This is a genomic window from Streptomyces piniterrae, from assembly GCF_005048155.1.
GTDB lineage: Bacteria > Actinomycetota > Actinomycetes > Streptomycetales > Streptomycetaceae > Streptomyces > Streptomyces piniterrae.
Genome location: NZ_SUMB01000014.1, coordinates 62,248 through 86,817, shown reverse-complemented (window position 1 = coordinate 86,817; position 24,570 = coordinate 62,248). Strand labels below are relative to the sequence as shown.

The window sequence follows — 24,570 nt, the reverse complement described above, 5'->3', positions numbered from 1 at the left end:
ACGACACAGCGCTTGACCACACCACACTGGCCAAGATGGTGCCCGTTCAGGGATCTCAAGCAAGAGCGGGCACCACGGCTGTGGTTACTTCGTCAGGAAGGACAGTTCGTCGTTGTCCAGGATGACGCGCGCCAGCTTCATCCCCGCGCCTTCCCACGCAGTACGGCCGGCCGCCAGCTTCCCGGTCGCGGGCTCGATGAGGTTACCGACGAAGATGCTGTCGTCCTCGGTCAGAGGATCGTCCGCAGTGGCCTTCTTGATCTTCTCGTCAGGGATGCGCGCAAAGTCGACGTCGTCCAGGGCCCTGACGGCCAGCGGAATGATGTTCGCGATCTTCTCCTTAAAGTCCGGGGTGGCGGAGTCGGCCAAGACCGCGGCCGCGCTCTTGATCGAGTAGACGGCGTAGGCGATGGCGTAGAGCACGCCGGCCGACAGAAGGTAGGTCGCCTCACGAAGTTCCGCGCCCTTCACCTCGCCCTCGATCACATCGGCGAACCTCGCCATCTCGCCCAGGGCGGTCCAGTAGGCGATCAATTCATCACGCGCCTCCGTCGCGTCCTCCCCCTCGAAGCGATCATTGACCGCCTTGTCCATCGTCGTGGGCGTGCGGTACTTGTTGCCCACCAGGAGCAGCCCGGAGACGTAGCGAACAGTCTTGAAGGAGAACAACTTCGCGGAGAGCTTCCCGGGGTTGTCCTTGAGGTACTCGACCCGGTCCTGGAACACAGGGATGGTGTCGAACAGGTCGCTGAGCTCCCGGTTGATCGCCTGGCGGCGGTCCATGGACTGGCCGAGCGACTGAGTCGGCGCCTTGACGTTGCGCTGCAGGTCGGCAAAGTCCTGCGCCCGCCGCTTGTGATCGTCTTCGATGACGATGATCAGAGGCTGGCCCGATTCCTTGAGCCGCTCAATGATCGGGTCATCGTCGTCACGGTTCTGCACGACGTCCTCGTACGCGCCGATCCGGTGCTGCCCGTCGCCGATGTCGAACTTGGCACCGATGTCGACCGAAAGGAGGCCGACCTGAGCTGCGTCGTACTCGGTCGTGACGCCAGGGATCGCGTGCGGCGTGAACGTGGCCTCCTTCGAAGTGAGGTAAAGCACCGCAGCACCGAGGACAAAGTGCTCCTCATCCTCCAGGTACTTCACAATTCCCTTGAGGTGATTGGTGTCGCGAGGACGGTTGCCATGAGCGTCCGTCTTGACCGGATTCCACGCGGCCGGCTTTGTCACCATCGTCACCAGGTCAGGCGCACTCATCGCCGTGGTCATCATCTGACGCCCACCCTGTGTGTAGCCGATCACCGGAATGTGGATCTTAGGCAAGGTTGCCTCCTTGGGCACGCCGGCGAAGTCCCCACTCGGGAACTGATTCGTCGTCAGCGCGTAGATATGAAGCTAATACGCCAGAAGGCCACCAGCAATTCATCTTTTTAAGCTGGTCAATTGACGGCCGGCCTCGATCAAAAGAGAGCAAGTGATGCGTAGCGAAGGTAATTTCCCGCGTAGTTGATGGAAGTTTCTGCGCAGCTCCTGCATGTTGCTGGTGTTGGTGTTGGTGTTGGTGTTGGTGGCGACTAGAACCGACCGCCGAAGCGCATCAGCGCAAACTCGGACGCCCGCCAACACGCGCCGGCTTCCCCGTGACACTGCCGGGGAGCCACGGGGAAGCCGCCGGGGAGCGCGTTGGGAGCCACCAACGGCAGATCCCAGCGGACTGGCTTGGACAGTTGAGGACGGCGGACACGCCACGCCCAACCCACGATGCCCGTTTCCTCCCCGCCTGCCTGTGCCCCCGCTTAGTGCCGTCTTAACGCCACCATAAAGATCCCCCCGATCCGCCTTCGGCTCTCAAATCCGCTGGTCAGCACGGCTAGCGTGCTTCTCGCAAGGCGGACTCGCGTGCCGTCGGCGCCGCTCGACGGGGGGCGGCACCGGCGTACGTGTTCCGACCCCCCACCGCCTTCCCCCACCGCCTTCCGGCTCCTGCCCCCGCCCCGTCCCACCCCCCTGACGCACCTGATGAACCTGATGAACCTGATGAAGGAGACCCCCACGATGACCGCTCGTCGCAAGGCCACCGGGATCGCTCTGGTCGGCATCGCCCCGCTCGCGCTCACCGCTCTCGCCGCGAGCCCGGCCGCCGCGCACGGTTCGATGACGGACCCGGTCAGCCGGGTCTCGGCCTGTTACGCGGAGGGCCCCGAGAGCCCCCGGTCCGCGGCGTGCAAGGCCGCCGTGCAGGTCGGCGGAGCCCAGGCGCTCTACGACTGGAACGGCGTACGGGACGGCAACGCGGGCGGCCAGTCCAAGACCCGTATCCCGGACGGCAAGCTGTGCAGCGCCAACAGCCCCGAGTACAAGGGCCTGGACCTGCCGCGCGCCGACTGGCCGTCCTCCAAGCTGGCGGCCGGGAAGCACACGTTCCGCTACAAGGCCACCGCCCCGCACAAGGGCTCGTTCGAGCTGTACATCACCAAGGACAGCTATGACCCGACCAAGCCGCTGAAGTGGTCCGACCTGGAGTCCAAGCCGTTCGCGAAGGTCGTCGACCCGAAGCTCACCAACGGTGACTACGTCTTCGACGGCAAGGTCCCCGCCAAGTCCGGCCGGCACCTGATCTACAGCATCTGGCAGCGGTCGGACAGCCCCGAGGCGTTCTACACCTGCTCCGACGTCGTCTTCGGCAAGGACAACGGCGGTTCGGGCAGCGGCAGTTCGGCCGGCTCCGCCGCCGCGCCCGCCCCCGCTCCCTCCGCTTCCGCCCCGACCGACACCCAGATAGCCGCGGGCGCCGGAAAGTCGTCCATCGGCACGGGCCACCACGACCACGGCGCCACCAACCACGGCGCCACCGGCCACACCGACGCGGCCCAGGCGGCCGGAGCGGACGACCCGGCACTGGGCGGCGGCCACGACGCCGGCGGCCCGCACCCGGACGGCGCCGCCAAGCCGGTCGACGGCCAGCGGCTGGCCGAGACCGGTGGGGACTCCTCCACCGGCCCGATCGCCATCGCCGGCGCCGCCGTACTCGCCGTCGGCGCCGCGTTCCTGTTCACCACCGCCCGCCGCAAGGCCGCCCGGCACCGCGGCTGATCCCGCCGTACCGACCGGTCCGGTCGGTACGGGTCCCGCCGGGGGCTGACCGCGACAGCTCCCGGTTCCCCGCGACGCCGCCCCTGATCTGCGCCAGGGGCGGCGTCGCACGGTTCGGGCCCGGCCTCACGACCCGTTGGGCGGCAGCGCCTCGATGATGTCGTTGGCGACATGCTGATAGATCACCGAGCTGCGGCAGTCGACGACCTCGCGGCGTTTGAAGACCTGGTCCATCAGAAGCGCGTGCAGCCGGTCGACATCCGGGACGGCGACATGGACGAGGAAGTCGTCGCCGCCCGCGACCACGTAGACGTTGAGGACCTCGGGCAGGGAGGTCAGGAACGCCTTGAAACGCTCGATGACCTCGCGGTTCATGGGGCGGATGCGGACCGTGAGCAGCGCCTGGACGGGGCGGTTCAGGGCGCGCAGGTCCACCGTCGCGCGATATCCGGTGATCACGCCGCGGGCGCGCAGCGCGCGGACCCGCTCCAGGCAGGTGGAGGGGGCGATGTTCAGCAGGCGGGCCAGCTCGCGATTGGTCTGCCGCGCATCGCGCTGCAGTTCGCGGACAATCGCCGAATCAATGTCGTCCATGGCATCCATGGTGCGTCATCCACCGAATTTCATTCGGCGAGAGCCCCGATCGATCACTCTGACGGTTAACTTCAGCAACTGTGACCGTACAAGAAACAACTCTCCCCGCTTCTGCACATCCGGATGTACGGAAACTGGGCATCGGGAGCGGTACCGCGCTGTGCGCCGGCGCCGTCCTGGGTCCCGGCGTTCTGACCCTGCCGTCCCTGGCCGCCTCGGCAGCGGGCCCCGCCTCGGTCCTGGCCTGGGTCGTACTGCTGGCCATGTGCGTCCCGGTGGCCGCCGCCTTCGCGGCACTGGGCGCACGGTTCCCGGACGGCGGGGGCGTGGCCACGTATGTGCACCGGGCGATGGGGCCGCGGGCGGCGGCGGTCGTCGGCTGGTGGTTCTACGGGGCGGTACCGATCGGTGTCGTCTCGGCGTCCTGGATCGGCGGGAAGTACGTGGCCGACGCGGCCGGCTGGGGTGAGGCGGGCGCGACGGCGGTCGGCGGGCTGGTGCTCGCCGGGGCGCTGGCGTCCAACGCCGTCGGCCTGCGGATGTCGGGCCGGGTGCAGTTGCTGCTCGGCGGTCTGCTGGCGGCGGTGCTGCTGTGCGCGGTGCTGGCCGCCGCACCCCACGTGACCGCCGCGCACTTCACGCCGTTCATGCCCGGTGGCTGGACCTCGGTCGGTTCGGCGGCGGCGGTGCTGTTCTTCGCGTTCGCCGGCTGGGAGGCGGCGAGCCATCTGTCCGGCGAATTCGCCGACCCCGGGCGGGACCTGCCGCGGGTGACCCGCTACACCCTCGCCGTCATCACCGTGCTCTACCTGGGGCTCGCGGTGGCCACGATCGGCGCGCTGGGGCCGGCCGCCGCCGACACCGACACCCCGCTGACCGCGCTGCTCGCCCAGAGCGTGGGCGTGGCCGCCCGCCCGGTGGCCGCCGCGGCGGCGCTCTTCCTCACCTTCGGCGCGGTCAACTCCTACTTGGCCGGCGCCTCCCGACTCGGCGCGGCACTCGGCCGGGACGGGGCGGCGCCCCGCTGGCTGGCCAAGGGCGGCGGGCCGGGCGAGGCGCCGCGCCGCTCCCTCGCGGTGCTGGGCGGGACGGCCGTCCTCCTGGCCACGGCGGCCGGCTTCGGCGGCGCCGACGGCGCCGGTCTCGAACCGCTGATGCGGGCGACCGCCACCTGTCTGGCGGCGGTGACCCTCGCCGGGCTGGCCGCCGCGCTGGTGCTGCTCCCGCGCCGCACTCCCCTGTGGTGCGGCGTGCTCGCAAGCTCCGTACTGACGGCGGCGGTGCTGGCCTTCTCCGGGTGGCTGCTGCTGATTCCCACGGCGCTGGCGCTCGCCTCCTTCTGCTTTCTGACGCTGCGTCGATTCGCTGGTCGGTGAGGACGCGGCGGCAGGGCATTCACGGAGGCACCGGGATATTCGGGGGGCGCGGGGCACTCGGGAGGCACCGGGGCTCCGTACGCCCGCCGTCACCCGTCACCCGTCACCCGTCACCCGCGGCAGGTCAGCCGCTGAAGAAGCCCACCGGGTGAACGACGCGGAGGGGATCACCGGGCGAACCGGCGCAGCAGACGGACGTACGGGCTCCAGCGGGAGGGCCGCGCGACCGTGCCGGTGCAGGCCTGCTCGGCACGGTCCAGGCTGTCCTCCAGGACCGCGTCATGGAACGGCCGGAAGACCAGCGGCCAGGTGAACCGGGCCGCACCCCGGGCCCGCATCGCGAGGGTGTGGCGCAGCACGGTGCGGCCCTCGTCCAGCGGGTGCGCGGTGTACTCGTGGAAGCCGTGGAAGCCGCGCGGCCCTCGGAAGGTGAACCGCACCCACTGGCCCGGGACATACGCCGCCACGGTGTAGCGCACCGGTCCGTGACCGCCACGGGCACCCGGCCCCAGGGGCCCGTCGAGCACCATCGGCGGCCAGTCGCCGCCCGGCCACAGCCGGTCGGCGCTGCCGGACAGCCCGTCGATCAGCAGCCCGACCTCGGCCCTGGGCGCCGACAGCACCCTCTCGTGCACGTTGTAGACACCCATCACTCACACGCTCCTGTCCGGAGGGCGCAGAGCGCTGCCCCGCCGGGCATCCCGGCCGGCTGCCCCGATGGTTCCGGGCAGCCCAGGGCGCCCCTGCGCAGTCGCTCCGCATGTTCTAGAGACCAATCTCCAATACAATTGGAGGGTACCCTCTAGAACATGGCCAGGCCACCCCGCTTCGATACGCCGCTGCTCCTCGACGTCGCCGTCCGGCTGGCCGCCGAGTCCGGCCCCTCCGGCGTCACCATGTCCGCGGTCGCCGCGTACGCCGGCGCGCCCAGCGGTTCGCTCTATCACCGGTTCGCCGGCCGTTCCGCCCTGCTCGCCGAGGTGTGGCTGCGGACCGTGGAGGGCTTCCAGGAGGGCTACTTCGCGGCACTGAAGTCGTCCGAGGACCCGCGCGCGGCGGGCCGGGCGGCGTCCCGGTACGTCGTGGCGTGGAGCCGCGCGCACCCCGACGAGGCCACGCTGCTGCTGTACGGCGCCCGGGACTTCGGACAGGACGACTGGTCGGCGGAGCATCTACGACGCGCGGAGGAGGGGAACCGGCGGGTACTCACGTCCGTCAGGGAACTCGCCGAAGCCGTGGGGGCGAGCGACGCACAGGACGTCGAACGGGTGTCACTCGCCCTCATCGACATCCCGCTGTCGCTGATTCGCCGTCATCTACGGGGCGGCACCCCGCTGCCCCCACACGCGGAGGCACTGGTGGAACAGTGCACGGACGCACTACTGGACCGGCCGGCCGACTCTCCGGGGCGGAAGCCACGCATGTCGTGACTCTCCGCCCCTGGGGGGCAGCCCCCTAGGGAAAGCCGACGCACTACACCCGCCCACCCCCCGAAGGGGGGTGGGCGGCGGGGAAAAAACAAAAGGGGCGGGTGGGCGGCGGGGTAGGGGCCCGCACGCAGGTCGCACCGCTCACCCGCCCCTGGGGCGCGCCCCCGCTCCCGGCGGGGAGGCGCGTCACCCGTCCTGTTCCGTCACCGCGTAGACGTACAGGTCGTCGGTGTCGCGTGGGCCGGGTCGAGGGCGTTGGCCGTTTCGTGGAAGGCGACCGGGTCGGCGAGTCCGATGGCCAGATGCTCGGCGATATCGAGCGGACACAGGTCCTGGACCACGACGTTGCGTACGTCGGGGCCGTCCAGGAACTGGGACTTGTACGGCGTGACGACCTCGTCGTACCGGGTCGCGATGACCGTATAGTGCACACCGGGGACCGTGTCGCCGCCCTCGTTGAGGCGGTTGAGGAGGTCCGAGCCGGCGATCTGGTCGGACAGCCCCGGTGTGAACTTGTCGATCTGGTCCTTGGCACCGGGGAACAGGTCCAGCAGCCGGGTCAGGCCGTTCACATCGGTGCCGTGGTTGTCGGGAGCCAGTCCGACCAGCGCGTTCACCTTGTCCGCGCCGCCGTAGAACTTCAGGTACACCCGGGGCATCATGCCGCCCTGCGAGTGGCCGACGATATCGGTCTTCGGTGCCCCGGTGGCGGCCAGCACCCGGTCGACGTACGCGGCGAGTTGCCGCGCGGACTCGTCGATCGGGCCCAGGCCGTGGAAGAGCGGTACACCGGGCAACTGGCCGTAGTCCAGGGAGAAGACGCAGTAGCCGCGGGCCACCAGGTAGGGCGCGAGGCCGAGCCAGTTGTCGATGGAGTTGCCGAGCGTGCCGTGGGCCAGGATCACCGGCCGGGGGTGTTCGGCGGACGGCTTGCAGGAGAAGTTGTTCCAACCGCTGCTGACGGTGGGGGCGTCGGCGGCGGCGGGCGCGGCCGTCGTGACACCGACGGCCAGGGCGAGTGTGGGAAGGACGGTGAGCGTACGCGACCAGCGCAGCTGCATACGATGCTCCTTGCGGGGTGAGGGGACTCCGAAGAGCTCGGTGAGCCGTTCACCTGCGATCCGGATCGCAAGGGCCAAAGATGTTGACTGAAAGTTAAGTTACGGCCGAGTAAGCAGTGAGGGCCAGCCGCGTGACGGTGAAGGAAGTGGCACAGAACCCTCACCGGACGTCCGGGGTGCGCGGCGGCCGAACCGTGCTTGCGCGGTGTCCCCGTGCGTCACGGCCGGCTGCATTGTCAGTGGAGTCCCGTACAGTCGAAGACGCGTCAACGGCACGTCGACAGCCGGTCGGCGGTCCCGTCGACGGCTGGTCAGCGGCCCGCCGACGGCGCATCGGCAGCGCATCGACAAGCGCGTCCAGAGCGCGTCGGCGGGGGAAGTGCACTGAGGGGAGAGACCGGTGGAGACGACGGACCTGGCGGGGATCGCGGAGATTTCCTCCGAGGCGGAGCTGCGTGAGCTGATCGGCGAGCCCAATGCGCATGCGGCGCACAAGACGCGCGACCGATTGCACGATCTCGACCGCCAGTGGCTGGCGCGGTCGCCGTTCTGTCTGATAGCCACGTCGGACGCGGACGGCCGCTGCGACGTCTCGCCCAAGGGCGACCCCGCGGGCTTCACCCACGTCCTGGACGAGACCACCCTCGTGATCCCGGACCGCCCCGGCAACAAGCGCATGGACGGTTTTCTGAACGTCCTCAGCAATCCGCATGTCGGCCTGAACTACGTCCTGCCGGGGCGCGGCGACACCCTGCGCATCAACGGCCGCGCCCGGCTGCTGCGCGACGCGCCGTTCTTCGACGACCTGACGGTCAAGGGCAACCGCCCGCGGCTCGCGCTGCTGGTCGAGGTCGAAGAGGTCTTCTACCACTGCTCCAAGGCGTTCCTGCGCTCGGATCTGTGGAAGCCGGAGACCTGGGAGCCGGAGGCGCTGCCCTCACGCGCCCGGATCGTCAAGGGTCTCGAAGCCAAGGACATACCGCTGGAAGCGCTGGAGGAGCACTACGGCCCGCGGTATGCGGAGCGGCTCTACGGGTGAAGGTCCGCGCTGGGTGAAGGGTCATGGAGGGGTGAAGGGTCATGGAGGGGTGAAGGGTCCCGGCCATAGGCAGCGGCCGCGCTCTACCCTCTGCGCCTGAGCCCCGGGACCGTCTTGGGGCCGGGCTTCGGGGTCGGCCATGGGGGCCGGCGGCCGGCCGCTTCGAGTTTCGACGCCGGCTGTGCGGCTGTGGTCCCGAAGCGCGCCCTGGCGCGGTCGACGGCGGCCTCGATGCGCAGTGCCTTGTCGTCGACCGGGTCGAAGGTCAGCTGGCGGGAGGCGAGTTCGGCGCGGCCGAGGTCCTCGGCGCGCAGTGCGACGGACCGTACACGTGCCCGTTGCAGCCCGAGCGCGGCGTGCAGCGCGTAGGCCGTTTCGGTCAGTGCGGGACCGTGCGCGGTCGGTTCGGCCAGCCGCCGGGTGCGGGTCGTCGTGGAGCGGTCGGCGTAGCGGACGGTGAGGGTGAGCGCGCGGGCCACCTGGCCGCTCGCGCGCATCCGGGCCCCCAGGTCGTCGGCGAGCGAGAGCAGCGCCCGGCGGCGCCTGGCCGGATCCAGTTCGTCGTGGGCGAAGCGGTGTTCGGCGCCCATCGAGCGGGCGGACGCATTCGGCGAGACCGGCGTGGGGTCGATGCCGTGCGCACGCTCGTAGACCGCGCGGCCCGTCTTCGCGCCGAGGATCCGTTGCAGGGTCGCGGGCGGGGCGGCGGCGATCCGGTCGATGCTGTCGAGCCCGTACGAGCACAGGGTGCGCGCGGTCGCGGGCCCGACGCCGTACAGCGCCGAGGCCGGCCGGCGGGCGAGGAACGCGGCGACGGATCCGGTGTCCCCGGGGACGGCCCGTATCTCCCCGGACGGGATCTCCTGGGCGGCCATCCGTGCGAGCAGCGGGTTGGTGCCGATCCCGATCGTGCAGCGTACGCCGTGCCAGGCCAGCGCGCGCAGCCGTACGAGCTCGGCGATGCCCGTCGCGTCCCGGTCGAAGTAGCGCAGCGCCCCGCGGACATCGGCCAGCGCGGCGTCGGGCGGCAGCGCCTCGACCATCGGCGTGAACTGCGCCAGCAGCCGCAGGAGTTGCTCGTACCCCTCGGCGCTCAGGGGGGTGTCGTCGGCGGTCTGGAACCGTACGTAGAGCATGCCGGGGGGCCGCGTGCCGGAAGGTTCCGGTGGCGTGGCGGGCGGCTTCGGCGCGGGGCTCATCCCGCGCTCCCGGGGCTGGAGTGCCACAACTTGCGGCCGGTGGCGGCGCGTTCGCCCGGAGGCTGGAGGTCGGCCCACGGGTGCAGCTCGTAGCCGGTCTCCAGGTGGATGGTGCGCCCCGGAGCGGCGGCACCCACCTTCTCCGCCTCGCCGGAGCCGTCGCCGGAGCGGTCGTCGGAGCCGTCGTCGGAGTGGTCATCCGAGCGGCCGCCGGAGCCCTCGTCGGAACCGTCCGCCCCACCGGCGCGGTCGGCCGGGCCGTGACCGGATCCGTCCGGTGCCCCGGTCTCCCCGTCCGGCCGGCCGGACGTCCGGTCCGGTCCTGCCGCGAGGCGTGCGGTGACCGCTTCCAGGCCGCCCTCGCGGCGCAGTTCGGCCAGCTCGGCGAGGTTCCAGGCGGCCGCGCCGACCACGCTGAGACTGCGCGGCCCGCGCCGCTGGACCGTGCCGCGCACCAGCAGCAGCCAGGAGTGGAAGACGGTGTGCGCGCAGTCCTCGTGACTGTCGTCGAAGAAGGCGCAGTCGACCAGCCCCGTACTGTCGTCGAGGGTGGTGAAGATGACGCGGCGGCCGGAGCGGACCGGCGGTGTCTGGGTGGCCGCCTTGGCCCCGGCGACCAGCACCGTCTCACCGTTCCCGACGTCCCGCAGCCGCCGGGCCGGCAGCGCGCCCAGCTCCGCGAGGAACTCCTGGTGGTCGGCCATCAGATGGCGGGAGGCGTCCATACCGAGAACACCCAGCTCGGCGCTGAGCCGTTCGACGTCGCTGAGGTCGGGCAGGCCCACCGGCTCGACCACATCGGCCACGGTCACCGCATCCTGTTGGAGCGTCAGCTGGCCGCCGGGCGCGTGCCGTCGGTGGTGGTGCAGCTCGGCGATGTGCAGCAGCAGGTCCCGGCGGTTCGCGCCGAAGGCGTCCAACGCGCCCACCCTGGCGAGGCGTTCGGCGACCGGGCGGCTCGGGTGGGCCCGCTGCCACAGGTCCTGGAGGGAGCGGTAGGGCTGCCCGGCCTCGATCCGCCGGGCCTCGGCCTCGCTCATCCCGTGCACGTCGGAGAACGCGAGCCGCAGCCCCCAGACACCGGACGCCCCGCCACCGGACGCCCCGCCACCGGACGCCCCGCCACCGGACGCCCCGTCACCGGAGGGGCCGGCGCCCGGACCAGCCGCACCATCCCGACCAGCCACACCACCGGACACCAGTTCGATTCGATGTGCCACCGCCGACCGGTTCACATCCAACGGCAGCACCGGCACCCCGCGCCGTCGCGCATCCGCGAGCAGCAGCCGCTTCGGATACATGCCGGGGTCATGGGTGAGCAGCCCGGCGTAGAAGGCCGCCGGGTAGTGCGCCTTGAGCCAGGCGGACTGGTAGGTGGGCACCGCGAAGGCCACCGCGTGCGCCTTGCAGAAGCCGTATGCGCCGAATGCCTCGACGATCTCCCAGGTGTGCGCGATCACTTCGGGCGAGTATCCGCGGCGCTCGGCGCTCTCGGCGAACCAGGCGCGCACCCGTCCCTGGAGCTCCGGGTCCGACAGCGCGCGCCGCTTCTCGTCCGCCTCGTCCCGCCGGCAGCCCGTCATGATCCGCAGCGTCTCGATGATCTGCTCGTGGAACACCACGACCCCGTACGTCTCGCGCAGCGGTTCCGCCAGGTCGGGGTGCGGATAGCGGACGGCCTTCCGGCCGTGTCTGGCCTCGATGAAGGGCCGCACCATGTCGGCGGCGACCGGGCCCGGCCGGAAGAGGGAGATGTCGACGACCAGATCGTGGAAGGTGGCGGGCTGGAGCCGTCCGACCAGGTCGCGCTGGCCCGGCGACTCGATCTGGAAGCAGCCGAGCGTCTCGGTGGAGCGGATCAGGTCATAGGTGGCCCGGTCGCCGGGCGGCACCTGCTCCGGGTCGTCCAGGTCGAGGCGCCGCCCGGTGGCCCGGCCGATCTCGGCGACCGCGTGCGCCATCGCGGACTGCATCCGTACGCCCAGCACATCGAGCTTGAGCAGCCCCAGGTCCTCCACGTCGTCCTTGTCGAACTGGGACATCGGGAAGCCCTCGCCGCTGGTCGGCACGACGGGCGTACGGTCCAGCAGCGTGGCGTCCGAGAGCAGCACCCCGCACGGGTGCATGGCGATACCTCGGGGCAGCGCGTCCAGCGCCTCGACCAGCTGCCACAGCCGCTCGCCGCCGGCTTCGCGGACGCCGCGCAGTTCCGGGAGTTCGGCGAGCGCGGCGCGCGCGTCGCGGGCCCGGATATGCGGGAAGGACTTGGCGAGGCGGTCCACCTGCGCCGGGTCCATGCCGAGGGCGGCGCCGACGTCCCGTACGGCGTGCCGCACCCGGTAGGTCTCGGGCATCGAGACGGTCGCGACCCGCTCCGCGCCGAAGCGGTCGAAGATCGCCCGGTAGACCTCCAGCCGGCGGGCGGACTCGACGTCGATGTCGATGTCCGGGAGCGCGGCCCGCCGCTCGGACAGGAAGCGCTCCATCAGCAGCCCGTGTTCGACGGGGTCGGCGTGGGCGATGCCCAGGAGGTGGTTGACCAGGGATCCGGCACCGGACCCGCGGGCCGCGACACGGATCCCCATCTCCCGGATGTCGTCCACGACTTGAGCCACCGTCAGGAAGTACGAGGGGTAGCCGAGCCGTTCGATCGTACGGAGCTCGTCGTGCAGCCGTGCCCAGCGCTCGCGGTCGCGGTCGTAGCCGCGCAGCACCATCCCGGCGGCGCAGCGCGAGCGCAGTACGCGGGCGGCGGTGCGGTGCCCGGCGCCGACCAGCCGGGGTTCGGGGAAGTGGACGCGGCCGAGTCCGATGTCGTCCTCCGGGTCGACCAGGCATCCGCCGGCGGTCTCCTCGGTCATGGCGAGCAGCCGGTGGGCGAGGCCGCGCCGGAATCCGGCCGCCTCGGCGATCCGCCCGGCGAGGCGGCTCATCTCGGCGGTGTCCTTGAGCCAGCATTCGCCGCCGTCCCAGGTCTCGGGGTGGTGCCGGTCCACCGGTACCAGGCGGCGGGCGGAGTCCAGGATGTCGGCGACCGGGCCCTGGCCGGGGTCGGCGTAGCGGACCGCGTTGGTCAGTACGGCGCGGACGCCCTGGTCGACGGCGAAGCCGAGGGTGCGGGCGGCCAGCCGCTGGGAGCCGGGGCCGCTGCCGGTCCGCCCGTGGTCGACGACCTCCAGGCGCAGCGCGTCGCCGTACAGCTCGCGCCAGGGGACGAGGAGCCGGGCGGCGCGGTCCGGTCGGCCGACGGCCAGCGCCCGGCCGACCTCGGAGTCCGGTCCGAGCAGTACGTTCAGCCCGTCCGTGGCCGACTCCAGAGCGGTCCATGGGAGGACGGGCCGGCCGGAACCGTCGGCACGGGCGGCAGGCCCGGGGCGGTCGGCGTGGGCGGCATACCCGGAGTGGTCGGCGTGGGCGGCCGAAACCAGCCGGCACAGGGCGGCCCAGCCGGCCGCTCCGTCGCGGGCCAGGAAGACGACACGGGCGGCGGACTCGTCGAGGAAGGCGCCGCCGCGCACCGGGGTACGCCGCCGCACGGTGGCGGCGCCTTCCACGGGGCCCAACTCGCGCCCCTCGACGGCCAGTTCGGCTCCGAACAGCGGACGGATACCGGCCTCGGCGGCGGCCTTGGCGAACCGGACGGCGCCGGAGAGGCCGTCCCGGTCGGTCAGCGCGAGGGCGTCCATGCCCCGTTCGGCGGCGCGCTCGGCGAGCCGTTCCGGGTGGGAGGCGCCGTAGCGCAGGGAGAACCCCGAAGCGGTGTGCAGATGCGTGAACCCTGGCATCCGCACCTCCTGCACCTCATCCGCCCCCAGCTGATCCTGAGTCCCTCGTTTCTCTCTCCACCATACCCCTCCATCGAACATTCGTACGAACGCGCGCAGCTCGCGACGCCAGTCGCCCGCCTCCACCGATCAGGCCGCGGCGTCCATCGATCAGCCCGCCCGATCTGCGCGATCCCGCCGCCGACCGGAAGATTTGGGACACCGGCAGGAGCCAGGGACGGTCCTGGCCGAGCCGGCACGAATGTGGCGAGGAGCGGCGCATGCCCACGCTGGAAGACAGCACCCGCACCACCTTCCTCGGGGAGGTGAAGAGCGCGGTGACGCCCCGGGCCGCGCTGCTGGTGACCGGCGTACTGGGCCTGATGATCGCGTTCATCACGTCGTACACCGGCGCCTTCCACCACCCCAGGCCGACCGACGTGCCCCTCGCCGTGGTGGCGCCGGCCCAGGCCGCCGGACAGCTGGTGACGGAGCTGGACCGGCTGCCCGGCTCGCCGCTGGACCCGCGCGCGGCGCCGTCCGAACGCGAGGCGCGGCGACAGATCGACGACCGGACGGTCGACGGCGCGCTGATCGTCGATCCGCGCGGCAGCACCGACCGGCTGCTCGTCGCGAGCGGCGGCGGGGCCTCGCTGTCACAGGCGGTCGAAGCGGTCGTCACGGCCGCGGAGAAGGCCCGGAAGCGGACCGTACGCACGGTGGATGTGACGCCGGCGGACCGCGGTGACAGCCGCAGCCTGTCGTCCTTCTACCTCGTCGTGGGCTGGTGCGTGGGCGGGTACCTGTGCGCCGCGATCTTCGCGATCAGCCACGGCGCACGCCCCGCCAACGGAGCGCGGGCGGTCATCCGGCTGTCGGCGCTCGCGCTCTACGCGATCCTCGCGGGCCTGGCGGGCGCGGTGGTCGTGGGCCCGGTCCTGGGCGCGCTGCCCGGCAGCCTCTGCGGGCTGTGGGGGCTGGGCGCCCTGGTCGTCTTCGCCGTGGGCGCCATGACCCTGGCCTTCCAGGGGCTGCTGGGCATCGTCGGCATCGGCCTGGCGATCCTGGTGATCGTGGTGCTGGGCAATCCGAGCGCGGGCGGCGCCTACCCGTATCCGTTGCTGCCACCGTTCTGGCGGGCGCTCGGCCCCGCGCTGCCGACGGGCGCGGGCACCTGGACGGCGCGCTCCGTCGCGTACTTCCGCGGCAACGCGGTGACCGGTCCGCTCCTGGTGCTCTCCGCCTGGGCGGCGGCCGGCGCCGTGGTCACGGTCGGCCTCGCGATGCTCCGCAAGATCAACAACCGGGGCGGGGAGAGGGAGCGGGACGGGAGCGCGGGCGGGGAGGGACAGCGGCTGCCGGCTTGAGGCGCGCCGGGGCACCCCGCAACACCCCCGACTTCGTTCCGAAACATCCGTGAATCGATACGGAGGTGTCGTCCTGCCCTTTCTTCGGCCAATCGCCGGAGATCGACTCCCACCCGAACGACCGGTCGGCGGCCGGATTCATTCCCTCCGGACCGGACGGGCACCCCTCCCGGGCGGCCGCAGGCGCCCTGTCCCCGCTGGCCGCACACGACAGGCACACCACACCCCCACAAAATCGCCGCATTGTTCGCGCCATTACCCACAGCTTTCATCTATCGACTCAAAGTGATCGCATGGGATGCGTTTGAAGTTCGGTTGGGCCAGACTCCCGTCCGGCATCTGAACCTTCGAACAAAGGAGTTCGTCAATGCGGTACATCACCGGGGGGATCGCGCTCGGCGCGGCACTGGTTCTCGGCACCCTGGCCACCACGGCACAGGCCACCGCCGCCCCGGCGCAGCCCTCGCGAAGCGGCGGCCTCTACGCCCAGTCGGAGCTGGTACTGACCGTCGGCCACGGCGACAGCCGCGCGACCTCCACGATCGAGCGGGCGGCGACCCTCAGCTGCCGGCCCACCGCGACCGGGAGCCACCCGGCGCCGCGGGCCGCCTGCGCCCAACTGCGTGCGGCCTCCGGCGACTTCGGCAAGGTGACCGGAGTGGTGTCGAACCGGGTGTGTACCAAGGAGTGGAACCCGATCGTGGTCACCGCGGACGGTGTCTGGGAGGGCCGCAGGGTCTCCTACACCTACACGTTCGCCAACTCCTGTGCGATGAACGACGGCAAGGGCCTGGTCTTCGAATTCTGACCGGTCCGGAACGGCACCGGCCCCCGGACATCGATACGCCCATCGATACGTCCAGGGGCCGGCACCGTTCACCGCGTTCCACGGGTCGACCGTGCCACGTGCTCCACGGGTCGACCGCGCTGTGCGGGTCAGCCGATCTGTGCGCCGTAGGCCTCAAGGGCCTCCGGGACCGGCTGGAAGAAGGTCTCACCTCCGCCGGAGCAGTCTCCGCTACCGCCGGAGGTGAGACCCAGCGCGGACTCGCCGTCGAAGAGCGCACCGCCGCTGTCACCGGGCTCGGCGCAGACGGTGGTCTTGATCAGGCCCTCGACCGAGCCCTCCTGGTAGTTGACGGTCTCGTTGAGGCCGGTGACCTCGCCGTCGTGGACCTGGGTGGTGCTGCCGCTGCGCTGCACCTTCTCGCCGACGGTCGCCTCCGCGGCCTGGGTGATCTTCTGGGTGCTGCCGTTGTAGAGGTCCACCTCGCTCGGGTGCGCGGTGTCCCCCGTGTACTTGGCGATGGAGTAGTCGTCACCCGGGAACTTCGAGTCCTCGGTGGTCGCGATCTCCGAGCCGCCCTGCTGGTCGGACCAGCTCTGTACGGCGTTGCCGCAGTGCCCGGCCGTCAGGAAGTACGGCTGGCCGTCCTTGACGACGTTGAAGCCGAGGGAGCAGCGGGCGCCGCTCCCCCAGATCGCGTCGCCGCCGCCGATGAAGGGCTTGAACTCCCCCTTGCTGTGCCGGAGTTCGACCCGGTCACCGAGGCTCTTGGTGACCTCGGCGAGCCGGTCCAGCTTGGCGCCCTTGACCGTACGGTCGGCGGTGACCACGACCTTGTTGCTGGTCGGGTCCATGCCCCAGGAGGTGCCGGGGATGGTCGCCTTCGACTTGAGCGTCTGCCGGGCCGCGTCGAGCTGGGCGAGCGTGTGCTTGACGAGTCGCGCCTCGGCTCCCTTCGCCCGGACGGTCTCGGCCGCGGCCTCGTTCACGACGTTGACCACGAGTTTCTTGGCCTTGGCGTCATAGAAGGCGCCGGCCGTGCCGGTCTTGAGCTGGGACGCCAGGGTGCTCGCGGCGGCGGAGGACAGCTTGGCGAGCGGGGTGGGGGCGGGGGCCGCGTTGGCGTTGGCCAGGGTGACGGTGGCGGTGGCGGCGAGGGCCAGCGCTCCCGCGCCGGCCAGAACAGCGCGTCGCTTGGGTATGCGTCGGTGCTTCAACTCAGAGCCTCCCGTGGGGGGATGGGCCCGCTCTGTGGGGAGAACACGGGCCCGGAGAGTGTGAGGAATGAGGACACGAACGGGTCCGCCCCTCGTAGCCGCACCTCGGGGAGTCGCGTCCATGCCAACGTGCGGAGGAGAGTATTCCCACCCCTCTCACTCGTCCACAAGACCGAGTTCCGGTCTCGAGTGCGGGAGTTCACCGTTCCCTCACACGCCGGTCACACCGGTATCCGCGCACGTCGTTTCCCCGTGCGGACACCGACGGCCACGCGGGACAGCGGGCGGGAGGCACCGGGTGAGGGCTACGGGGGCTCGCATCTGTCCGGAAAGCACCCCTGGGGCGGGCCCGGAGGGAATGCACGAGCAAACGGAATCGCCGTATACGACCGGCTTTACCGGGCATATACGGCGATCAGGTCTCGTCCGGGTCCGGGTCCGGCGCCGCCTCGACCCCGGCCCCCCAGGGCCTGGCTCCCCCGGCCCCTACACCTACACCTACACCTACACCAGGTTCTCCGCCTCGGGCAGGTCCTCCAGCGTCGGCGGCAGCTCGATCTCATCGGCGACGGCGACCGCGCGCGGCGGCGACGGCTCGGCGACCACCGGGCCGGACGCCCGCTCCCGCTCCCGCTCCGCCTCGGCCTTCGCCGTCTGCGCCTGGGCCTGCAGGCCGGAGCGCTCCAGGAACCGCAGCAGCTCCACCGGGAACGGCAGGACGAGCGTGGAGTTCTTCTCGGCGGCGACCGCCACCACGGTCTGCAGCAGCCGCAGTTGCAGCGCCGCGGGCTGATCGGACATCGCCTGGGCCGCCTCGGCCAGCTTCCTCGACGCCTGCAGCTCGGCGTCGGCGTTGATCACGCGGGCCCGCCGGTCACGGGTGGCCTCCGCCTGGCGGGCCATCGACCGCTTCATCGTCTCCGGCAGCGAGACGTCCTTGATCTCCACCCGGTCGACGCTCACACCCCAGCCGATGGCCGGGCTGTCCATCATCAGCTCCAGCCCCTGATTGAGCTTCTCCCGGTTGGACAGCAGATCGTCCAGCTCACTCTTGCCGATGATCGACCGCAGTGAGGTCTGTGCCATCTGCGACACCGCGAAGCGGTAGTCCTCGACCCGGATGACCGCGTCGGCGGCGTCCACCACCTTGAAATAGACGACGGCGTCGACCCGGACCGTGACGTTGTCGCGGGTGATGCCTTCCTGGGCGGGCACCGGCATCGTGACGATCTGCATGTTGACCTTGCGCATCCGGTCGATGCCCGGAACGATCATGGTGAAGCCCGGACCGCGTACCGCGGAGGCCAGCCGGCCGAGCCGGAACACCACACCGCGTTCGTACTGCTTGACCACCCGCGCCGCCGCCATGAGATACACGGCGCCGGTGCATGCCAGCGCCACTCCGGCCGTCACCAGTTCTTCGACCATCACGGCCCCCTGACGTCTGCCGTCCGCCGCTGTCTACCGCGTCTGCCGCCCGAGTCGCTCTCACTTGCCATGGTATGCCCGGTTCGAAGGGCGGTCGAGGTACGCGGTAGGGCCCGCCGGGCCCCCGTCCGCCGGCTGACGGGGGCCCTTGCGGCCGACCGGTCCGGCGCCGGTCGGACGGTCGGGTGCGCAGGCCGTCAGTACACGCTCACGCCGTACGCGCTGAGCGCCTCCGTGACGGGCTGGAAGAACGTCGTACCGCCGGAGGTGCAGTCGCCGCTGCCGCCGGAGGTGAGGCCGAGGGCCTTGGTCCCGGAGTAGAGCGGGCCGCCGCTGTCGCCGGGCTCGGCGCAGACGGTGGTCTTGATGAGTCCGGAGACGATGTCGCCGCCGCCGTAGTTGACGGTGGAGTTCAGCGCGGTGACCTGGCCGCTGTGGGTGCCGGTGGTGGAGCCCCGGCGGGTGACCGACTGGCCGACGCTCGGGGTGCCCGCGCTGGTGATGTCCTGGCCGCCGACGGTTCCGGGGTGCGACAGGGACGTGTTGGTGTACTTCACGATGCCGTAGTCGTTGCCGGGGAAGCTGGAGCCGGCGGTCGGGCCGATGCTCGTGGAGCGCGAGGAGTTGGTGTACCAGCCCGGGTTGCCCTCGGTGCAGTGCCCGGCCGTCAGGAAGTAATAGGTGCTGCCGCTGCGGACGTTGAAACCGAGCGAGCAGCGCCAGCTCGGCGCGTAGATGGCGTCGCCGCCGGAGATGAACTTGCGGAACGTGCCCGCGACGCGCTCGATGCGCAGCGCGCCGGCGTTGCCGCCCGCGGCCCGTTCGATCCTGGCTATCCCGGCCTGGGAGACGGTGCTGTCGGCGGTGACGACAAGGGTGTGGGTGGCCTGGTCCACGTGCCATGCGGTGCCCGCGACATCGGCGGTGCGCACCGCGTCACCGGCGGCGGCGAGCTGGGTGGCACTGAACGTCCGGGCGGGTGCGGGGTTCTGGGCATTGGCGTGGGGGATGGCGATGGCTCCGACGGCCACCAGCCCGGACGCCACGGCGATCAGCCGGGTGCGTCTCGCTACGCCGCTGCGGGGGGTGGTGCGCTCGTTCCTCACTGATTCCTCCGAGGGGGATCGGGGGGCCACCTGTGGGCGGCCCGTGAGGCGCAGCCGAAGGGCACGCGGGAATCCGCACGTTCCGCTTCCGCGTGTCCCTGACAAGCGCTTGATCCGGAGTGTCGGGCGCGCCGGCCCCGCAGCGCAAGAGGGCCACACAAATGTCTTCCGCCCGACACAAACCGCTGCCGTCCCACATGATCGATACGCGCAACACGCCGCCCCGGCAGCCTGTTTCGGGGCTGCCGGGGCGGCGTGTCGACCCCCTCGGTCGGGGGTGGGACGGGTCAGTCGGTGCGGCGGTTCCGCTCACCGGCCCGCAGCTCGATCGGCAGGGTGTTGCCGGGCGGCGGGAACGGGCAGATGAAGTGGTCCGCGAAGGCGCACGGCGGCAGCAGGACCCGGTTGAAGTCGACGGTGACGGTGCCGTCCTCCGCGGGCGCGGGCGGCCGCAGGAACCGGAAGCGGTAGGTGTCGGTGCCGCTGGTGGCGTCGGCGAGTACGGCCCACAGGGAACCGTCACCCTCGACCGCGACCTGGAGGGTGTGTTCGTCGCCGTCGAGGGTGAAGACGAGCTCGCCGGCCAGACCGAGGCCGCGCCGCTCTCCGTCGGCGTTGCGGACCCGGACGGTGCGCCCCTGCGCGTACGGGCGGAACAGGCCGGGTCGCACCCAGCGTTCGTCGTGGTCGTAGACGTCGATGCCGGCGAACGTACGGCGGGCGGCGGAATCCGGGTCGAAGTCGCGAACCGCCCACTGGCCCTCGCGGCACAGCACCAGCAGATGGCGCCCGCCCCGCGCGACCCGGGTGGCGTCCGGCGCGGTGTCCTGGCCGAGCCGGACCTCGCCGGTCAGCGGCCTGCCGTCGACGGTCAGCCGGTCCTCGGCGGCGGCCCGCAGGACGACCCCGTCACCCTCCGGCGTCCAGACGCCCGGCAGGCCCTCGACATGGCCGTCCGGGTGGTCGGACAGCCAGTACGTGCCGGTCAGGGCGAGCGGGCCGTACGGCGCGGAGACGGTCGCAAGGCGCCGCTCGTGCCAGTCCTGCCACTCCTGGAGTCGCGAGTCGCTCATGGCGGTCAACCCTTCCACACCTGGGCGGGAGCGGCGATCGCCCGATCATCGGCCTATCAGTCAGGCGTCAATCCCAACCCTGGACATATGCCCTGGTCTCATGCCCGAACCGACCTCACGGTACGATCTTGGCTCCGCCCGACCAGCTGTCGACCTGCCGGATGCGTACCGACCGTGACATCCGTCGCACTGTCAGTTCCCGTCCAGGACACGGGATCTGATGACACGCCAACCTCTTTGCACCAGATGTGTCACGAACCCCCCGTGCGGCGGCTATCCACTTGGCACACCCTCCGCATCATGGACGACCATAGAGAGGCGGAACACAGACACACGGGTGAGAGGAGGCGTCAATGGGATCGGTGCGCAAGGCGAGTGCCTGGCTTGGCCTCGTCGACGACAACGATGACGAGCGCTACTACGACGACGACTACGCCGAGGGCCCCGAGGCCAGAAACCCGGGCGACGACTCCTGGGTGACCGACCCCCGGATCCGGGTGGCCGACGAGGCCGCCCAGGACCAGGGCACCCGCATCGCCACGGTCACCCCGGACGGGTTCCGCGACGCCCGCGGCATCGGCGAGCTCTTCCGGGACGGCGTCCCGGTGATCGTCAATCTGACGTCCATGGAGCCCGCCGACGCCAAGCGCGTGGTGGACTTCGCGGCCGGCCTGACCTTCGGCCTGCGCGGTTCGATCGAGCGGGTCGCCACCAGGGTCTTCCTGCTCACCCCCGCCGACTACAAGGTGGTCAGCGGCGAGGGCCGCCGGCCCGGCGGATTCTTCAACCAGAGCTGAGCGTCATCGTTTCGGCTGGGGGTCCGGGGGTCGCCCCCCGGGGTAATGCAGCATGTCGCTGATCGGGGCGCTCACCGCACGCCCGTCCGCACCTCCCCCGCGCCCTCCGGCTCACCGGAAGGCGTCGAGACCGGTGAGCGCCTTGCCCAGCACCAGCTGATGCATTTCGACGGTGCCCTCGTACGTCAGCACCGATTCGAGGTTGGTCGCATGCCGCATGACGGGGTACTCCAGTGAGATCCCGTTGGCGCCCAGGATCGTCCGGGCGGTGCGGCAGATCTCGATCGCCTCGCGCACGTTGTTCAGCTTGCCGAAGCTGATCTGCTCGGGGCGCAGCCGCCCCGCGTCCATCCGCCGCCCCAGGTGATGGGCCAGCAGAATCCCCTTGTGCAGCTCGACGGCCATGTCGGCGAGCTTGGCCTGGGTGAGCTGGAAGCCCCCGATGGGACGGTCGAACTGCTCGCGCGTCTTCGCGTACTCCAGCGCCGACTCGAAGCTGGCGCGGGCCGCGCCCATCGAGCCCCAGACGATGCCGTAGCGGGCGTGGCTGAGACAGCTGAGCGGGCCGCGCAGACCCGTGACGCCGGGAAGGACCGCGTCGGCCGGCAGCCGCACGTCGTCCATCACGAGTTCGCTGGTCACCGAGGCGCGCAGGGACCACTTGTGCTTGATCTCGGGGGCGGCGAACCCCGGGGTGTCGGTGGGCACGGCAAAGCCCCTGATGCCCTCGTCCGTACGGGCCCAGACGACGGCGACGCCGGCCACCGACCCGTTGGTGATCCACATCTTGCGCCCGTTCAGCACCCAGTCCGTGCCGTCCTTCTTGGCGTAGGTCCGCATGCCGGCGGGGTCGGAGCCGTGGTCGGGCTCGGTGAGGCCGAAGCAGCCGATGATCTCGCCGGCCGCCATGCCCGGCAGCCACCGCTGCTTCTGTTCCTCGGACCCGAAACGGTGAATCGCGTACATGGCGAGCGAACCCTGGACGGAGACCAGCGAGCGGATGCCGGAGTCGGCGGCCTCCAGCTCCAGACAGGCCAGGCCGTACTGGACGGCGGAGGCGCCCGCGCAGCCGTAGCCGGTCAGGGACATCCCGAGCGCGCCGAGGGCGCCGAGCTCGCGGGCCAGCTCGCGGATACCGGGGAGTTCGCCGCGCTCGTACCAGTCGGCGATGTCCGGCAGGACGCGGTCGGCGGCCCACTGGCGGACGGTGCCGCGGACCGCGCGGTCCTCGTCGGTGAGCAGGTCGTCGATGCCCAGCGGATCGCGGGGGTCGAACGGCGGAACCGTCGAGGAAGCTGCGGAAGCTGCGGACGGCTGTGCTGGCATGGGTGGCCTCCGGCGGGTGCGGCGCTCGCGCGAAAACTAGCGGTGGTAGTTATGCGCGTCCGACGGTACGGTCCGCCCGACCGCCCGGCAAGGGTCACCGCCGGTAGCACCCGGCCGTAAGGCTCGACCGGCAGGCGTCAGCGGCCGGAGCTCGCCGGGGCCGGTTCCACGTCACGGGCGGCGGCCAGGGTGCTCTCCGCAACGGCCGTCCCGCCCTCGGCCCGCTCGGTGGATTCCGCGGCCCGGCGCGGCAGGCGCAGCGCGATGCCCGCGCCGATCAGCAGCAGCACGGCGCTGGCGATCAGGGTGACATGCAGCCCGTGGATGAAGGAGTCCCGGGCGGCCACGCGGAGCGCGCTCTTCGCGGAGTCACCGAGGTCGGCGGCCACCTTGTACGCCTCGCCGAGCGAATGCGACGCCGCGGCGGAGGCGCGGCCGGGCACGCCCTGCACATGTGCGAGGCCCGGCGCGTAGGCGGCGTTCATGACACTGCCGAGCAGGGCGACGCCGATGCCCGCACCGAGCTGGTAGGAGGTCTCGCCGAGGGCGGCGGCGCCGCCGGCCTGTTCGGCGGGCGCCTCACTGAGCATGGACTCGTAGGCGCCGAACAGCGTGGACTGGAAGCCGAAGCCGAGCAGGACGAAGCCCAGGGCCAGCAGCCAGACGCGGTCCTCCTTGCTCATCATCAGCAGGCACAGCACCGCGACGGCGGTCAACGTGAAGCCGAGGGAGACCATCGCGCGCGGGCCGAGGGCCTGCAGCATCCGCGAGCCGGTGAGGCCGGCGGCCATCGCGGCGAAGACCAGCGGCAGCATCCGCACACCGGTCTCCAGCGGGCTCAGCCCGAGGACGAGCTGGAGGTACTGGACGGCGATCAGCTGGAGCCCCACCAGGGCCAGCATCGCCAGCACGATGCAGCCGACGGAGGTGCCGAACGCGGGCCGGGCGAACAGCCGCATATCGATCAGCGGGTGTGCGCGACGGCGCTGCCGGTGTACGAAGAGGACCAGCAGCAGCACACCGACGACGATGGGCACGAGCGTGGTGAGGCCGACCACCGCGGCCCCGCTGCCGATCCGCTTGACGCCGAGGACGATGCCCAGCACACCGAGCGCCGCGACAACCGCGCCGATCACGTCCCACGGGCCGTTGCGCTCACCGCGCGACTCCGGCAGCAGCCAGCGGCCTATCAGGAGCATCGCGGCCATCATCGGGATGTTGATGAGGAAGACCGAGCCCCACCAGAAGTTCTCCACGAGGAAGCCGCCGAGGACCGGACCCACCGCGGCGCCGACCGCGGCCACCGCGCTCCAGACGCCGATGGCGACCGCGCGTTCCCGCCGGTCGGGGAAGACCTGGCGCAGGATCGACAGCGTCGCGGGCATGATCATCGCGCCGCCGATGCCGAGCAGGGCGCGCGCCACCATCAGGATCTGCGGGTTGGGCGCGAGCGCGGCGGCCGCCGACGCCAGACCGAAGAGGCCGTAGCCGAGGAGGAGGATGCGACGGCGGCCGACGCGGTCGCCGAGAGTGCCGAAGAGGATCAGCAGCGACGCCGCTATCAGCGGGTAGACGTCGACGATCCAGAGCAGTTCCACCGGACCGGGCCGCAGGTCCTCGGTGACGGAGGGCACGGCCACGTAAAGGATCGTGGTGTCCAGCGCGACGAACAGCAGACTGACACAGAGCACGATCAGCACGGTCCAGCGGTTGACGCCGCCGCCTGAAAGCCGGGGAACACCAGTCGTCCGTCCACTGCCGGACGTGGTCGTCCCGGACATGCAGTACCTCCTGTCATGCTCTCGCGGCCGCGTAGCAGGGCGCGAAAACGCCCCGGGGAAACCGGTGGCACGGGCGAGTTGAGACGTCAGACTACGCGAGTCGCCCGAGGTCCCGCGTGGCTCACCTCA

The 24,570-nt window shown here is 71.3% G+C and carries 19 protein-coding genes; 7 read left to right on the top strand and 12 right to left on the bottom strand.

Translation table 11 applies throughout. The features are described 5' to 3' along the window. Positions 1-84: 84 nt before the first annotated feature. Positions 85-1,326, bottom strand: coding sequence for a DNA sulfur modification protein DndB (locus tag FCH28_RS32205; protein ID WP_136743742.1), 1,242 nt, complete (start codon positions 1,324-1,326; stop codon positions 85-87). Between the two features lie 732 nt (positions 1,327-2,058). Between FCH28_RS32205 and FCH28_RS32200 the strand changes: the two genes are divergently transcribed. Further along, the gene (locus tag FCH28_RS32200; RefSeq protein ID WP_136743741.1) at positions 2,059-3,096 is read left to right on the top strand and encodes a lytic polysaccharide monooxygenase auxiliary activity family 9 protein; all 1,038 of its coding nucleotides are present in this window, start codon (positions 2,059-2,061) and stop codon (positions 3,094-3,096) included. A gap of 126 nt (positions 3,097-3,222) precedes the next feature. Here FCH28_RS32200 and FCH28_RS32195 read toward each other — a convergent pair whose 3' ends face one another. Then, positions 3,223-3,690 carry an Lrp/AsnC family transcriptional regulator gene (locus FCH28_RS32195; protein ID WP_136743740.1) on the bottom strand — a complete coding sequence of 156 codons (468 nt, stop codon included), beginning with the start codon at positions 3,688-3,690 and terminating at the stop codon, positions 3,223-3,225. Positions 3,691-3,770: 80 nt separating this feature from the next. Here FCH28_RS32195 and FCH28_RS32190 point away from each other — a divergent pair, with 80 nt between their 5' ends. Further along, positions 3,771-5,066 carry an APC family permease gene (locus FCH28_RS32190; RefSeq protein ID WP_246103423.1) on the top strand — a complete coding sequence of 432 codons (1,296 nt, stop codon included), beginning with the start codon at positions 3,771-3,773 and terminating at the stop codon, positions 5,064-5,066. Positions 5,067-5,233: 167 nt separating this feature from the next. Here the strand turns inward: FCH28_RS32190 and FCH28_RS32185 are convergent, their stop codons facing one another. Further along, a complete protein-coding gene (locus FCH28_RS32185) occupies positions 5,234-5,716 on the bottom strand; it encodes an SRPBCC family protein (RefSeq protein ID WP_136743739.1) in 483 nt (160 codons plus the stop codon). A gap of 159 nt (positions 5,717-5,875) precedes the next feature. Between FCH28_RS32185 and FCH28_RS32180 the strand changes: the two genes are divergently transcribed. Further along, complete coding sequence (locus FCH28_RS32180) at positions 5,876-6,496, top strand: TetR/AcrR family transcriptional regulator (RefSeq protein ID WP_136743738.1); 621 nt, start codon at positions 5,876-5,878, stop codon at positions 6,494-6,496. 203 nt (positions 6,497-6,699) lie between these two features. On the opposite strand, the gene FCH28_RS32175 is transcribed toward FCH28_RS32180, so the two are convergent. Next, positions 6,700-7,557, bottom strand: a complete 858-nt coding sequence (locus FCH28_RS32175) for an esterase/lipase family protein (RefSeq protein ID WP_136743737.1) — start codon at positions 7,555-7,557, stop codon at positions 6,700-6,702. A gap of 400 nt (positions 7,558-7,957) precedes the next feature. Here FCH28_RS32175 and FCH28_RS32170 point away from each other — a divergent pair, with 400 nt between their 5' ends. Continuing rightward, positions 7,958-8,596 (top strand): pyridoxamine 5'-phosphate oxidase family protein, encoded by a 639-nt coding sequence (locus FCH28_RS32170; protein ID WP_187363978.1) that lies wholly within the window; start codon positions 7,958-7,960, stop codon positions 8,594-8,596. Between the two features lie 83 nt (positions 8,597-8,679). Here the strand turns inward: FCH28_RS32170 and FCH28_RS32165 are convergent, their stop codons facing one another. Beyond that, a complete protein-coding gene (locus FCH28_RS32165) occupies positions 8,680-9,795 on the bottom strand; it encodes a DNA polymerase Y family protein (RefSeq protein ID WP_136743736.1) in 1,116 nt (371 codons plus the stop codon). Continuing rightward, entirely contained in the window at positions 9,792-13,580 is a 3,789-nt protein-coding gene (locus tag FCH28_RS32160; protein ID WP_136743735.1) for a DNA polymerase III subunit alpha, read from the bottom strand. The genes FCH28_RS32165 and FCH28_RS32160 overlap by 4 nt, the downstream gene beginning before the upstream one ends. A 260-nt stretch (positions 13,581-13,840) precedes the next feature. Between FCH28_RS32160 and FCH28_RS32155 the strand changes: the two genes are divergently transcribed. Together FCH28_RS32155 and FCH28_RS32150 are read left to right on the top strand one after the other, a co-directional pair. After that, positions 13,841-14,926: an ABC transporter permease gene (locus FCH28_RS32155; protein WP_136743734.1), complete on the top strand. Its 1,086-nt coding sequence runs from the start codon at positions 13,841-13,843 to the stop codon at positions 14,924-14,926. Positions 14,927-15,293: 367 nt separating this feature from the next. Continuing rightward, the gene (locus tag FCH28_RS32150; RefSeq protein WP_136743733.1) at positions 15,294-15,734 is read left to right on the top strand and encodes a subtilase-type protease inhibitor; all 441 of its coding nucleotides are present in this window, start codon (positions 15,294-15,296) and stop codon (positions 15,732-15,734) included. 128 nt (positions 15,735-15,862) lie between these two features. On the opposite strand, the gene FCH28_RS32145 is transcribed toward FCH28_RS32150, so the two are convergent. The 4 genes from FCH28_RS32145 to FCH28_RS32130 form a co-directional block, all read right to left on the bottom strand. After that, positions 15,863-16,930, bottom strand: coding sequence for a S1 family peptidase (locus FCH28_RS32145; RefSeq protein WP_246103422.1), 1,068 nt, complete (start codon positions 16,928-16,930; stop codon positions 15,863-15,865). 504 nt (positions 16,931-17,434) lie between these two features. Next, positions 17,435-18,358, bottom strand: coding sequence for a slipin family protein (locus FCH28_RS32140; protein ID WP_136743731.1), 924 nt, complete (start codon positions 18,356-18,358; stop codon positions 17,435-17,437). A gap of 197 nt (positions 18,359-18,555) precedes the next feature. Further along, the gene (locus tag FCH28_RS32135) at positions 18,556-19,464 is read right to left on the bottom strand and encodes a S1 family peptidase (protein WP_136743730.1); all 909 of its coding nucleotides are present in this window, start codon (positions 19,462-19,464) and stop codon (positions 18,556-18,558) included. Between the two features lie 287 nt (positions 19,465-19,751). Beyond that, on the bottom strand, positions 19,752-20,537 hold the full coding sequence (locus FCH28_RS32130; RefSeq protein ID WP_136743729.1) for a DUF1684 domain-containing protein: 786 nt from the start codon (positions 20,535-20,537) through the stop codon (positions 19,752-19,754). Positions 20,538-20,890: 353 nt separating this feature from the next. Between FCH28_RS32130 and FCH28_RS32125 the strand changes: the two genes are divergently transcribed. Next, positions 20,891-21,334: a cell division protein SepF gene (locus FCH28_RS32125; RefSeq protein ID WP_136743728.1), complete on the top strand. Its 444-nt coding sequence runs from the start codon at positions 20,891-20,893 to the stop codon at positions 21,332-21,334. A gap of 111 nt (positions 21,335-21,445) precedes the next feature. Here the strand turns inward: FCH28_RS32125 and FCH28_RS32120 are convergent, their stop codons facing one another. Beyond that, positions 21,446-22,660 carry an acyl-CoA dehydrogenase family protein gene (locus FCH28_RS32120; protein WP_136743727.1) on the bottom strand — a complete coding sequence of 405 codons (1,215 nt, stop codon included), beginning with the start codon at positions 22,658-22,660 and terminating at the stop codon, positions 21,446-21,448. 137 nt (positions 22,661-22,797) lie between these two features. After that, entirely contained in the window at positions 22,798-24,441 is a 1,644-nt protein-coding gene (locus tag FCH28_RS32115; RefSeq protein WP_136743726.1) for an MFS transporter, read from the bottom strand. Positions 24,442-24,570: the final 129 nt, after the last annotated feature.

Coding starts and splice junctions, on each gene's coding strand:
- FCH28_RS32200 (WP_136743741.1), top strand. CDS start 2,059: ATGACCGCTCGTCGCAAGGCCACCGGGATCGCTCTGGTCGGCATCGCC.
- FCH28_RS32195 (WP_136743740.1), bottom strand. CDS start 3,690: ATGGACGACATTGATTCGGCGATTGTCCGCGAACTGCAGCGCGATGCG.
- FCH28_RS32185 (WP_136743739.1), bottom strand. CDS start 5,716: ATGGGTGTCTACAACGTGCACGAGAGGGTGCTGTCGGCGCCCAGGGCC.
- FCH28_RS32180 (WP_136743738.1), top strand. CDS start 5,876: ATGGCCAGGCCACCCCGCTTCGATACGCCGCTGCTCCTCGACGTCGCC.
- FCH28_RS32175 (WP_136743737.1), bottom strand. CDS start 7,557: ATGCAGCTGCGCTGGTCGCGTACGCTCACCGTCCTTCCCACACTCGCC.
- FCH28_RS32165 (WP_136743736.1), bottom strand. CDS start 9,795: ATGAGCCCCGCGCCGAAGCCGCCCGCCACGCCACCGGAACCTTCCGGC.
- FCH28_RS32160 (WP_136743735.1), bottom strand. CDS start 13,580: ATGCCAGGGTTCACGCATCTGCACACCGCTTCGGGGTTCTCCCTGCGC.
- FCH28_RS32155 (WP_136743734.1), top strand. CDS start 13,841: ATGCCCACGCTGGAAGACAGCACCCGCACCACCTTCCTCGGGGAGGTG.
- FCH28_RS32150 (WP_136743733.1), top strand. CDS start 15,294: ATGCGGTACATCACCGGGGGGATCGCGCTCGGCGCGGCACTGGTTCTC.
- FCH28_RS32140 (WP_136743731.1), bottom strand. CDS start 18,358: ATGGTCGAAGAACTGGTGACGGCCGGAGTGGCGCTGGCATGCACCGGC.
- FCH28_RS32130 (WP_136743729.1), bottom strand. CDS start 20,537: ATGAGCGACTCGCGACTCCAGGAGTGGCAGGACTGGCACGAGCGGCGC.
- FCH28_RS32125 (WP_136743728.1), top strand. CDS start 20,891: ATGGGATCGGTGCGCAAGGCGAGTGCCTGGCTTGGCCTCGTCGACGAC.
- FCH28_RS32120 (WP_136743727.1), bottom strand. CDS start 22,660: ATGCCAGCACAGCCGTCCGCAGCTTCCGCAGCTTCCTCGACGGTTCCG.
- FCH28_RS32115 (WP_136743726.1), bottom strand. CDS start 24,441: ATGTCCGGGACGACCACGTCCGGCAGTGGACGGACGACTGGTGTTCCC.